Annotated in this window: 12 protein-coding genes; 6 read left to right on the top strand and 6 right to left on the bottom strand. The window is 67.7% G+C overall.

Translation table 11 applies throughout. The features are described 5' to 3' along the window. Positions 1–206, bottom strand: a 206-nt coding sequence (locus tag JNK68_11895; protein MBL8541058.1) for a glycosyl transferase, incomplete at its 3' end; no start/stop codon positions are given. 215 nt (positions 207–421) lie between these two features. Here JNK68_11895 and JNK68_11900 point away from each other — a divergent pair. From JNK68_11900 to JNK68_11925, 6 genes are read left to right on the top strand one after another with little or no spacing between them, the layout of a single operon-like run. Beyond that, positions 422–1,345: a GDP-mannose 4,6-dehydratase gene (locus JNK68_11900; protein ID MBL8541059.1), complete on the top strand. Its 924-nt coding sequence runs from the start codon at positions 422–424 to the stop codon at positions 1,343–1,345. Between the two features lie 26 nt (positions 1,346–1,371). Then, entirely contained in the window at positions 1,372–2,901 is a 1,530-nt protein-coding gene (locus JNK68_11905; protein ID MBL8541060.1) for an oligosaccharide flippase family protein, read from the top strand. 3 nt (positions 2,902–2,904) lie between these two features. Then, positions 2,905–3,858 carry a hypothetical protein gene (locus tag JNK68_11910; GenBank protein MBL8541061.1) on the top strand — a complete coding sequence of 318 codons (954 nt, stop codon included), beginning with the start codon at positions 2,905–2,907 and terminating at the stop codon, positions 3,856–3,858. After that, entirely contained in the window at positions 3,855–5,033 is a 1,179-nt protein-coding gene (locus tag JNK68_11915; GenBank protein ID MBL8541062.1) for a glycosyltransferase family 4 protein, read from the top strand. Before JNK68_11910 ends, JNK68_11915 begins: the two co-directional genes overlap by 4 nt. Beyond that, on the top strand, positions 5,033–6,244 hold the full coding sequence (locus JNK68_11920; protein MBL8541063.1) for a glycosyltransferase family 4 protein: 1,212 nt from the start codon (positions 5,033–5,035) through the stop codon (positions 6,242–6,244). The genes JNK68_11915 and JNK68_11920 overlap by 1 nt, the downstream gene beginning before the upstream one ends. 16 nt (positions 6,245–6,260) lie before the next feature. Further along, positions 6,261–7,394 (top strand): glycosyltransferase, encoded by a 1,134-nt coding sequence (locus JNK68_11925; protein ID MBL8541064.1) that lies wholly within the window; start codon positions 6,261–6,263, stop codon positions 7,392–7,394. Between the two features lie 22 nt (positions 7,395–7,416). Here the strand turns inward: JNK68_11925 and JNK68_11930 are convergent, their stop codons facing one another. From JNK68_11930 to JNK68_11950, 5 genes are all read right to left on the bottom strand, one after another. Further along, positions 7,417–7,956 carry a hypothetical protein gene (locus JNK68_11930; GenBank protein MBL8541065.1) on the bottom strand — a complete coding sequence of 180 codons (540 nt, stop codon included), beginning with the start codon at positions 7,954–7,956 and terminating at the stop codon, positions 7,417–7,419. Then, the gene (hslU, locus tag JNK68_11935; protein MBL8541066.1) at positions 7,953–9,281 is read right to left on the bottom strand and encodes an ATP-dependent protease ATPase subunit HslU; all 1,329 of its coding nucleotides are present in this window, start codon (positions 9,279–9,281) and stop codon (positions 7,953–7,955) included. Before hslU ends, JNK68_11930 begins: the two co-directional genes overlap by 4 nt. A 119-nt stretch (positions 9,282–9,400) precedes the next feature. Beyond that, on the bottom strand, positions 9,401–9,937 hold the full coding sequence (gene hslV, locus JNK68_11940; protein MBL8541067.1) for an ATP-dependent protease subunit HslV: 537 nt from the start codon (positions 9,935–9,937) through the stop codon (positions 9,401–9,403). 78 nt (positions 9,938–10,015) lie between these two features. Continuing rightward, a complete protein-coding gene (locus tag JNK68_11945; protein ID MBL8541068.1) occupies positions 10,016–10,801 on the bottom strand; it encodes an energy transducer TonB in 786 nt (261 codons plus the stop codon). A 16-nt stretch (positions 10,802–10,817) separates the two neighbouring features. Continuing rightward, positions 10,818–11,024: TonB-dependent receptor (locus JNK68_11950; protein MBL8541069.1), on the bottom strand; the 207-nt coding region annotated here is incomplete at its 5' end.

Here is an 11,024-nt window from a genome sequence, read left to right on the forward strand (position 1 = left end):
ACACTCACCGGCAGCAGGAGGATGCCGGCACAGGTCAACGCACACATGATCGCCAGCCCGCCCGTGCGCGGCACGGGATCGGCATGCAGCGAGCGTTCGTTGGGATGATCCAGCACGAGACCGGCGAAACGGCTCCGCAACATCCACGCGATCAGGGCGGAGGTTATCACGAATGCAAGGGCAGGAAGCGCGACGATCACGAGCATGGTGTGGGAGGACAGGCGCGCACGCCGGTCGCGAAGACCGGGATTTTACAGGAGAGCGCCGCCAAGTCGCGGCAGCCTGGGCCGCGCACGGAGGCGGGCGTCACCTTCTGGTAGACTGCCCGCGTTTCCCTACACGGCGCGACCAGACACAGAACGGGCGCGAATGCTCCTTGCTTCGGGCGAGCAGCGTTCCGTGCCGCGCGAGAGTCCCATCGATGAAGCGTCTGTTCCTGACCGGCCACGAAGGATTCGTTGGCCAGACCCTGCGATCGTGGCTGGCGGCAGCGTCTGCATCCGCACCGGAAATCGAGCTCGTCCCGCCGCGGAGCCGTTACGACCTGACCGACCCCGCCTCGCTCGAATGCGCGCTGCCCGCCGACGCGTTCGACTTTGTCATACACCTCGCCGCACAGTCGTTCGTCCCCGAGTCCTTCCGCGACCCGAAGCGCACCTATGACGTCAATTTCACCGGTACGCTGAATCTCTTCCAGGCGCTGAAGACGCGGGGATTCACCGGCCGCGTGCTCTACGTGAGTTCGGCCGAGGTGTACGGCCAGGTGCCACCTGAGCAGATGCCGATCGACGAATCCCGGGCACCGCAGCCGCGCAGCCCGTACGGTGTGAGCAAGGTCGCCGCCGAGGCGCTGTGCGGCCAGTGGAGCCGCACCGAGGGCCTCGATGTCGTCGTCGTGCGGCCGTTCAACCACATCGGTCCCGGGCAGACCGACCGCTTCGTGGTCGCGAGCTTCACGCGGCAGGTGGCGGAGATCAAGCTCGGCCAGCGTCCCCCCGTCATCGAGATCGGCGACGTCGAAGTCACGCGCGACTTCACCGACGCGCGCGACGTGGTCGAGGCCTACCTGCGCCTGCTCGAAGACGGCGCCGGCGGCGAAACGTACAACGTCTGCTCCGGGCGGGAAGTCTGGGTCCGCGATCTGCTGCCGATGCTTTTCGAACTCGCCGGCGTCGAGGCGCGCGTCGCTCAGGATCCGGCGCGGCTGCGTCCGGCCGAGCAGAAGCGCCTGCTCGGATCGTACGAGAAGCTGCAACGCGCGACCTCCTGGGCGCCGACCACGCCGCTTCGCACGTCGCTCGCGGACGCGCTCGCATGGTGGGAGCACAAGCTCTCGCGCGGGTGAACTCGCGGGCCGGCTGACCCGCGAGAGTGGCTGCCCCAGCGCCCCGGGTCCGGCGGCCGACCGCCCTCGCCAGCGCCGCCGCGAGCCTGGGCGGGCTCGTCGTCCCGCTCGCCGTCTTCGTCGTCGCGGCACCGAAGGTCGTCGACGGCCTCGGCCGCGAGCGCTTCGGCGTGCTCATGGTGGTGGTCGCGGTGACTTCGCTGCTGACGAGCATGGATCTCGGGCTCGGCGCCGGCGGCGTGCGGCTCGTCGCGCGTGCTGCCGCCAAGGGTGAGCCTGCCGTCGCGGCCGAGGTCGTGCGCGAGGTGTTCACCGTCTTCAGCGGTCTGGCCGTGCTCGTCGCCGGGGCCGGGCTCGTGCTGGCCGATCCGCTGGCGCGGCTCCTGTTTCCGGACACCACGCTCCCGGCGCAGGAGACGCAGCAGGTGGTCGTCCTCGGCGCGCTGCTCGCCGCCGTCGCTTTCGTCGGCGCTGGCACGGCGGTGCTGCCGCGCGGCATGGAAGCGATGCCCTTCGTCTCCGGTGCACAGGGAATCTACAGCGCCGCCATCTGGCTCGGCGCCTGGGCACTCGTGGCGGCCGGCAAGGGACTGGTGGCGATTCTTGTCTGGATCATCGCCACCAATACCCTGCTGTCGCTCGCATTCGCCGCCTGGGGTTTGTACCATTGCCCAGCGACGAGCTTCCGGCCGACCCGGAACCTGACGCACCTGCGCGGCGTGATCGCCTTCAACACCTTCGCCTTCGCCGCCCAGATCAATGCTGCACTCGTCAACAACCTGGACAAACTCCTGATCTCGTCCGTGCTCGGTCCGGTGAGCGTCGCCCACTACAGCCTGGTATCCAACATCGCGGCGAAGCTGCCCCTGGTGGCATCGGCGATCGCCGCCTTTGTCTATCCGCGGGCGTCGCATCTGTCGATCACCGACAGGAATACGCCGATTCAGGAACTCTACGTGCGCGTGTCGCGCTACCTCACGCTCATGCTGGCGCCCCTGACGGTGCTGATGCTGGTCCTGGCGCCGGCGGCGCTGCGCGTGTGGATGGGAGAGGACTTCGCGCGCGAGGTGGGCGCGCCGACGCTGGTGCTGATCACCGCCTATGCCATCGCGACGGTGTCGGTGGTGCCGTCGCTCGTCTTCAATGCCATGGGCAATTCACGCATCGGCGCTGTCTTCAGCGGCATTGCGGTGCTCCTCACGGCGGCCGGCAGCATCGCACTCATCGCTCCGTTCGGCATCCTCGGCGTCGCCTTCGGGGTGCTGATCGGCATGCTGCAAAGCCTGGTCTACGCCGGCCTGCTGGAGCGTTCACTGGACCTCGGCTGGTTTCGCGCACGCCGTGGATTCCTGCTCAAGGTCGCGCTGTGCCTGGCGGTGCAGGCAGTCGTGCTGCTGCTCCTGCAGGGGTTCGTCCGCGGTTTCGTGAGCCTCGTCGGTGTCAGCGCGCTGGGCGGCTGCGCTTTCTTCGTGGCGTGGGCCGCCTTCGGCTTCGTCACCGCGGAAGACCAGGCACTGCTCCGACGGCTTCTGCAACCCGGGCGGCGCAGCATCTAGGCCATGCTGAGATCGCTCGTTCGCTCCGCTGCCCGGAACATTCGGCGCTATCTGATCGGAGACCTGCCGGCGCAGCAGTTGAACACGCTACTCCTGCTCGGCAAGCTGCACGCGGAGCGCGTGCGTGCGCTCCCCTCGCACGCGAGCATTCAGAAGGCCGAGTTCACTGTCTTCTCGCAGTTCGGCGAGGACGGCATTCTCCAGTATCTGCTGCAGCGGGTGCCGCTCGCGACGCGTTTCTTCGTAGAATTCGGCGTCGAGGACTATCAGGAATCGAACACGCGTTTCCTGCTCGTCAACGACAACTGGAGCGGACTCGTGCTCGACAGCGACGCGCGCCTCATCGAGGCGATCCGCAGGGACCCGCTGCACTGGCGCTACGACCTGACGGCGACCCGTGCCTTCATCACTCGCGAAAACATCGACGAAGTGCTGGCCGCACAGGTGCCATCGCCGGACATCGGCTTGCTCAGCATCGACCTCGACGGCAACGATTACTGGGTCTGGCAGGCCATCGTCTCCATCGAACCGCGCATCGTGGTCTGCGAATACAACAGCCTGTTCGGTGGCACCCGCGCCGTCACCGTCCCCTACGACCCGTCGTTCTCGCGCGGCCAAGCGCACTTTTCGCATCTTTATTTCGGCGCGTCGCTGGCGGCGCTGTGCCGGCTCGGCGCCGAGAAGGGCTACGATTTCGTCGGCTGCAACAGCAAGGGCACGAATGCCTTCTTCGTCCGCAGCGACCTATCGGCGGCGTTCGAGAAGCTCAGGGCCGCAGAAGGCTTTGTGGCGTCCACCCACCGCGATTCCCGCGACGAGCAAGGCAACATGAACTACCTGCGCGGCGCCGATCGGGGCCGCGCGATCGCGCATCTCCAGGTGCTCGACGTGGAGCAGGATCGCCTGGTGACGCTGGGCGAAGTCATCGAGTCGCCCTCGCGGAGCTCGCACGAATGAAACGATCCGCCGCCAGCGTGGCGCGGCCGCACGCTCCCCGCGTCGCGGTAAATGCCCAATGCCTGCTGTCGCCATTGACCGGCATCGGGCAGTACACGCGGCACCTGATGCAGGCGATCGGCGCGCGCGAACGCTTCCAGCTCAACTACTTCTCCGGCCACAACTGGGGGCAGCAGATGCCGGATGGATCGTCGCTGCGTCTCAACCGATTGAAGCGTCTGGCCAAACGACTGATCCCGAATCCCCACGAGGTCAGCCGCCGCATCCAGCGCATCGAATTCGCGCGCGGCGTGCGCCGGTTGCGCTGCGAGCTCTACCACGACCCGAACTTCCTGCCGTACGACTTTCCGGGGCCGATCGTGACGACGGTGCATGACCTGTCGGTGGTGCGCTGTCCGGAGATGCATCCGAGACCACGCCGCCAGCTCATGGACAAGTATTTCCCGGGCGCGCTCGAACGCTCCCGCTGCATCATCACCGATTCCCTTTTCGTCCGCGACGAACTGGTGGCGGTGTACGGCACGCCGGTCGAGAAGATTCATCCGATCCATCTCGGCGTCGCGCCGCAATACCGGGTGCGCGGGCCCGACGAGACGACCGTTACCCTCGCCGCACACGGCCTCTCCCACGGCCACTACATCCTGGCGGTGGGCACGCTCGAGCCGCGCAAGAACCTGATCCAGGGGCTGCGCGCCTTCCGCCGCCTGCCCGAGGCGCTGCGCGAGACGATGCCCTTCGTCATCGTCGGCATGAAGGGCTGGCTCACCGAGGGCATCGAGGCGGAGATCGCGGCGCTCGCCGCCAGGGGACAGGTGCGCGCGCTGGGCTACCTGCCGGATCAGGCCCTGCTCAACCTTTACGCCGGCGCGGCAATGCTCGTCTATCCGTCGATCTACGAAGGCTTCGGCCTGCCGGCGCTGGAGGCGATGGCGTCGGGCATTCCGGTCATCACCTCGAACCGGTCTTCGCTGCCCGAGGTGGTGGGCGATGTCGGCATCACCGTCGACCCGGCGGACGACGCCGGTCTGGCGGAAGCCATGCACCGGCTCGCCGAGGATCCGCGTGAGCGCAGCGACCGTGCGGCGCGCGGACTCGAACGGGCACGTAACTTCACCTGGGCGCGCTGCGCCGAGGAAACCGAGCGCGTCTATCACGTCGCGCTCGCGGCCAGCTGATGCAATCCTCATCCGTGAACCACGTCAACCATTCGCGCGCCGCCTACGCGCCGGAAGCACGGGCGCAGCCGGTCCGCGTCGCCGTGAACGCGACCTCGCTCCTGTCGCCGCTCACCGGCATCGGCCAGTACACACAGAACCTCATGCGGGCGATCGAACGCCGGGGGCAATTCGACCTCCACTACTTCTACGGTCACGGCTGGGGACGCGAGCTGCGCGAGACGCCGATGCCGGGCATCGTGCGTGCCAAGGAGTTCGTGAAGCGCGTGGTACCCAACCCGCACGAAGTGTTTCGCTGGGTGCAGCGGATGCAGTTCCGGCGCGGCGTGAGCAAGTTCCACTGCGAGCTCTTCCACGATCCGAACTACCTGCCGTTCGACTTCTCCGGCGCCATCGTCAACACCGTACACGACCTGTCCTTCGTGCGCTTTCCAGAGACGCATCCGGCATTGCGCATCCGCTTCCTGGAAAAGCATCTGCCGCCGGTGCTGGAGCGCTGCAATGCCATCATCACCGATTCCGCGTTCGTGCGCGACGAGGTGGTGTCGGTGTTCGGCATCGACCCGGAGAAGATCCACCCGATCCATCTCGGGGTGTCACCCACCTACCACCCGCGGCCGTCCGAGGAGACGACACCGGTGCTGGCGAAGTACGGGCTCACCCATGGCCAGTACGTGCTCGCCGTCGGCACGCTGGAGCCGCGCAAGAACCTGATCCAGGGACTGCGCGCATTCCATCGCCTGCCCGAGGCGCTGCGCGAGCGGATGCCCTTCGTCATCGTCGGCATGAAGGGATGGCTCACCGACGGCATCGAGGCGGAAATCGACGCGCTCGCCGGTCACGGGCAGGTGCGCGCGCTCGGCTATCTTTCGACCGACGATCTGCTGCAGCTCTACGCCGGCGCGACGATGCTGCTGTATCCGTCGGTCTACGAAGGCTTCGGCCTGCCGGCGCTGGAGGCGATGGCGTGCGGCATCCCGGTCATCACCTCGAATCGCTCGTCGCTGCCCGAGGTGGTCGGCGATGTCGGCATCACCATCGAGCCCGGCGACGAGGCAGGCTTTGCCGAGGCGATCCGCATGCTCGCCGAGGACGCGGACGCACGGGCAGCGCGCGGTGCGGCCGGTGTCGAGCGTGCGCGCCACTTCAGCTGGGCGCGCTGCGCAGTGGAGACCGAGCGCGTCTATCGCATCGCGTTGGCCGACGTGTGAGGCCGACGGCAGCGGCATGCGGGTCCTGCACTTCGGGCGCTTCTACAACGACAACTTCGGCGGCCTCGAACGCCACGTCGTCAATCTGCTCGACGGACTTTCGCAGAACATCCACGTCGCCAACGTCGTCGCCAACGAGCGCTGCGGCCTCGACGTCATCGACCTGCCGCGCTACAAGGTATACAAGGCACCGTCGCTCGGCCTGCTCGCGAGCATGCCGGTGTGTCCGACGATGCCGGCGCTCATCCGCTCGCTCGAACGCGAGGGACGCTTCGACCTGTATCACCTGCACTTCCCCGATCCGATGTCGCATCTCGCGCTCGCCGCCCTGCCCGGTGCGCGGCGCGTGGTCATCTCGTGGCACAGCGACATCGTGCGCCAGCAGGGCCTGCTGCGCCTCTATCGGCCGTTCCTCAACCGCATCATCGACCGCGCCGTCGCGATCATCGGTGCCACGCCGCGGCATTTCTCCGCGTCCACACAGCTCACCGGCTCGCGCCATCCGGAGCGCTTCCACGTCGTGCCCTATGGCCTCGACTACGCGCCGTATCTCGCACCCGGCCTCGACGCCGAGGCGGCACGGATCCGCCACGCGCACGATGGTCGTCCCCTCGTGTTCACGGTCGGCCGCCACGTTTACTACAAGGGCTTCGAGTTTCTGATCCGCGCCATGCGCGACACGGCCGACGATGCGCTGCTGCTGCTCGGCGGCACCGGTCCGCTCACCGCCGACTACCGACAGCTCGTCGCCGAGCTCGGCCTCGAACAGCGCGTGCGCCTGCTCGGTCGCATTCCGGACGCCGCGCTGCCGGCGTATTACCGCGCCGCCGACGTGTTCTGCATGCCCTCGGTGGAACCGAGCGAGGCGTTCGGACTGGTGCAACTGGAAGCGATGGCGTGTGCGCGCCCCGTCCTCGGCTGCGAGCTCGGCAACGGCGCCACCTTCGTCAACCAGCACGGGATCACCGGACTCGTCGTGCCGCCGCGCGATCCTTCAGCGTTGGCTGGCGCGCTCGACACGCTGCTGGCAGACCGCGATCTCGCCCGGCGCCTGGGAGAGGCCGGACGCACGCGCGCGCTCACCGAGTTCTCGCTCGAGAAGATGTGGTCGGGAACCTTGCAGGTCTATCGCGAGGTGCTGGCGTCTTGATGCCGCACGCGCCGCCGCGCGCTCAAAACGGCCAGATGGACTGGAACCAGTCCTCGTCGGTGTTGAATTCGAGCCGGGAGTCCTCCGCGGACGGCGGACGATAGGGGGCCGCGGCGGCCACATCGGCGGGCAGACTTCCCCGCGCGTAGCGCTGCTCACCCGCGGGACCGGAAACCGCAATCCAGTCGTCTCCTGCCCCGCGCAGCCGATAGCGCGCCCCGGTCTCGGTCACGAAGTCCCAGCCGCCGCCCCATTGCGATGGCACCACACGCAACTGCGTCCTGACCCAGCCCGTCTCCGGCTCGGCGGCCGGGCGAAAGAGCAAGCCCTCGCCGGTCGAATCGATCCGCAACCAGGCATCGGCCGCGGGCGATTGCCAGGTGCCCCAGTACGCGTGGTCCGGGGACGTCGGCCAGAGCGTGTTCCACGACGACACGTTCGGATCGCCGCCCTTGCCCGGCGTCGTACACGCGGCGACGAAGAGCGCGGCGCACAGCACGACGGTGCGCGTGAATGCGCTGGCGCAGCGCACGCGCAGATGCGACGGGAGCAGGAGGCTCACAGCACGTAGCGCGCGAGATCGTCGCTGCCGGCGAGATCGGAGAGACGCTGGTCCACGTACGCGGCGTCGATGACGACGCTGCCGCCATGCTGGCCGGCATCGAACGAGGTCTCCTCCAGCAGCTTCTCCATCACGGTGTGCAGCCGGCGCGCCCCGATGTTTTCCATGCGTTCGTTCACCTGCCAGGCGATCTCCGCGATGCGCCGGATCGCCTCGGGGCGAAACTCGAGCGTAGTGCCTTCGGTCGCGAGCAGCGCTTCGTACTGGCGCGTGAGGCAGGCATCGGTGCTGGTGAGGATCTGCTCGAAGTCGGCAACGCCGAGCGATGCGAGCTCGACGCGGATCGGGAAGCGGCCCTGCATCTCGGGAATGAGATCGGAGGGCTTGGCGAGATGGAATGCGCCGCTCGCGATGAACAGGATGTGGTCGGTGCGGATCATGCCGTACTTGGTGGAGACCGTGGTGCCCTCGACGAGCGGCAGCAGATCGCGCTGCACGCCCTCGCGCGAGACATCGGGGCCGTGCGCATCGGAACGGCTGGTGATCTTGTCGATCTCGTCGAGAAACACGATGCCGTTCTGTTCGACATTGGCGAGCGCGTTGAGCTTGATCTCCTCGTCGTTCACGAGCTTCGCCGCTTCCTCGTCGGCGATGAGCTTCATCGCCTCGCGCACCTTGAGCTTACGCGTGCGCCGCTTGTTGCCGCCCAGGTTCTGAAACATGCCCTGGATCTGCGCCGTGAGCTCCTCCATGCCCGGCGGCGCCAGGATTTCCATGTTCGGCTGCGCCGCCGCGACGTCGATCTCGATTTCCTTGTCGTCGAGTTCACCCTCGCGGATCTTCTTGCGGAACACCTGCCGCGTCGCACTCTCCTTCGGCTCGATCTCGGCGCCGAAACCCACCGGCCGTGCGCTCGGCAGCAGCGCATCGAGCACGCGTTCCTCCGCGAGGTCCTCCGCGCGATGCCGCACCGTCTGCTTGGCCTGCTCGCGTGCGTCCTTGATCGCGTTCTCGACCAGGTCGCGCACGATCGTGTCGACGTCGCGGCCGACATAGCCCACCTCCGTGAACTTGGTCGCTTCGACCTTGACGAAGGGCGCGTTGGCAAGCCGCGCCAGCCGCCGCGCGATCTCGGTCTTGCCCACCCCGGTGGGGCCGATCATGAGAATGTTCTTCGGCGTGATCTCGCGGCGCAGCGGCTCCGGCACCTGCTGGCGCCGCCAGCGGTTGCGCAGCGCAATAGCCACCGCGCGCTTCGCGGCGTGCTGACCGACGATGTTCTTGTCCAGCTCGTGGACGATCTCCTGAGGGGTCATTCCGGACATGGCGTCAACCGCGTGAAGGAGTGAATGGGTGAAGGCGTGAACGAGCAAAGGGCGGAAGGGCTGAACGAGTGAAGCCTGCTGCGCGAAGCGCATCCACTCCACTGCACGCCTTCAGCTCTTCACTCAAGGACCTCCACCACGTGCTGCTGATTGGTGTAGATGCAGATGTCGCCCGCGATCGCCAAGGCCTTGCGCACGATGTCGGCGGCATCGAGCTCGGTGTTGTCGAGCAGCGCGCGCGCCGCCGCCTGCGCGTACGGCCCGCCGCTGCCGATGGCGATCACGCCGTGTTCGGGCTCCACCACGTCGCCGCTGCCGGTAATGATGAGCGAGGCCTCGCGATCGGCCACGGCGAGCATCGCCTCCAGCCGGCGCAGGATGCGGTCCGTCCGCCAGTCCTTCGCCAGCTCGACGGCGGAGCGCAGGAGATGGCCCTGATGCTTCTCCAGCTTCGACTCGAAGCGCTCGAACAGCGTGAACGCGTCCGCGGTGCCGCCGGCGAAACCCGCGAGGATGCGCTCGTGATAGAGGCGGCGCACCTTGCGCGCCGTTGCCTTCATCACCACGTTGCCGAGCGTCACCTGGCCGTCGCCGCCGAGGGCGACGCGGTGGCCGCGGCGGACGGAAAGAATGGTAGTCCCGTGCAACTGCGCCATGGCAGGAGAGCGGTGGTCGATTCGAGGAAGAGCGCGGATTATACATCGCCCGCCGGAGCGGACCCCGGCGCGCCATCGCTATTCCAGGCTTTCCAGTCTGAAGACGATCGGAACGATCACCGGCGCTTCGATCGCCGTCTCTCCACGCTTTGCCGCAACGAAGCGCCAGGCGCGCACGGCGGCGAGCGCCGCTTCGTCCAGACGCGGATGCGTGCTGGAACGATGGACATCCACCTGCAGCGGCCGTCCTTCGGCGCTTACCAGCACGCGCAGTTGCACCGTGCCTTCCTCGCCCAAGCGGCGTGACGCCGTGGGGTAGACCGGCTCGGGATTGTGCAGATAGCCCGCGCGGAACGAAGGCGGTGACACGGGGCCCGCTTCTGCGCTCTCGGCCTTGGCCTGAGCCGCCGCGAGCCGGTCCGGCGGCGTCTGGACATCGGCCGTGGGGGGAGCCGTGGTGGTGGGTACCGCAGCCAGAGACGGCGCCGCTGCCGGAAGCGTGAGCGGCGGTGGTGTCGATCGCGCGATCGCCGGCGTCGCCTGCGCCGGCTTAGGCTTCGCGGGCGGCTTCGCTTCGGGCTTCGGCTGCGGCGCCGTGCGCGGCGCTGCCGCCGCCGGTGCGGGTGAAGGCGCAGTGTCCGGCTCCTGCGGTAGTGGTACAGGCGGAGACGGCGGCGTGACGAAGGTCACATCGAGCGTGCGCGGCGCGGGATGCGGATGATGGAAGGGACTTGGCAGCAACTCGACCAGCAGGACGTGGAGTGCGAGGCTCGCGGCGAGGCCGGCCCACAGCGTCCGGTCGAGCGCATTTAGATAGGCTTGGTGGCCGTCGCGGCATGCGCTCGAACGACCCATCGCCATCATGCTGACCGCTCGGACGTCAGAACTGCGCGCGCAGGCCCAGCACGAAAGAGCGACCGGGCTGTGGCGCGAACGCCTTGGTGTAGGACGTGGCAAACCGGATGTCCTGATCGAGCAGGTTGCGTCCCGCCAGGTAGAGCGTGAGCGGCCCGAAGGTTTCACGCTTCAAGGTATAGCTCACCTCGGCATCGAGACGCACGTAACCGGGCGTTTCAGTCTCCAGCGG

The organism is Betaproteobacteria bacterium (assembly GCA_016791345.1).
Taxonomy (GTDB): Bacteria; Pseudomonadota; Gammaproteobacteria; order Burkholderiales; family JAEUMW01; genus JAEUMW01.

Excerpts from the sequence above, each read along its gene's own strand:
- JNK68_11925 (MBL8541064.1), top strand. The coding sequence starts at position 6,261 with ATGCGGGTCCTGCACTTCGGGCGCTTCTACAACGACAACTTCGGCGGC.
- JNK68_11945 (MBL8541068.1), bottom strand. The coding sequence starts at position 10,801 with ATGATGGCGATGGGTCGTTCGAGCGCATGCCGCGACGGCCACCAAGCC.
- JNK68_11920 (MBL8541063.1), top strand. The coding sequence starts at position 5,033 with ATGCAATCCTCATCCGTGAACCACGTCAACCATTCGCGCGCCGCCTAC.
- hslV (MBL8541067.1), bottom strand. The coding sequence starts at position 9,937 with ATGGCGCAGTTGCACGGGACTACCATTCTTTCCGTCCGCCGCGGCCAC.
- JNK68_11915 (MBL8541062.1), top strand. The coding sequence starts at position 3,855 with ATGAAACGATCCGCCGCCAGCGTGGCGCGGCCGCACGCTCCCCGCGTC.
- JNK68_11910 (MBL8541061.1), top strand. The coding sequence starts at position 2,905 with ATGCTGAGATCGCTCGTTCGCTCCGCTGCCCGGAACATTCGGCGCTAT.
- JNK68_11900 (MBL8541059.1), top strand. The coding sequence starts at position 422 with ATGAAGCGTCTGTTCCTGACCGGCCACGAAGGATTCGTTGGCCAGACC.
- hslU (MBL8541066.1), bottom strand. The coding sequence starts at position 9,281 with ATGTCCGGAATGACCCCTCAGGAGATCGTCCACGAGCTGGACAAGAAC.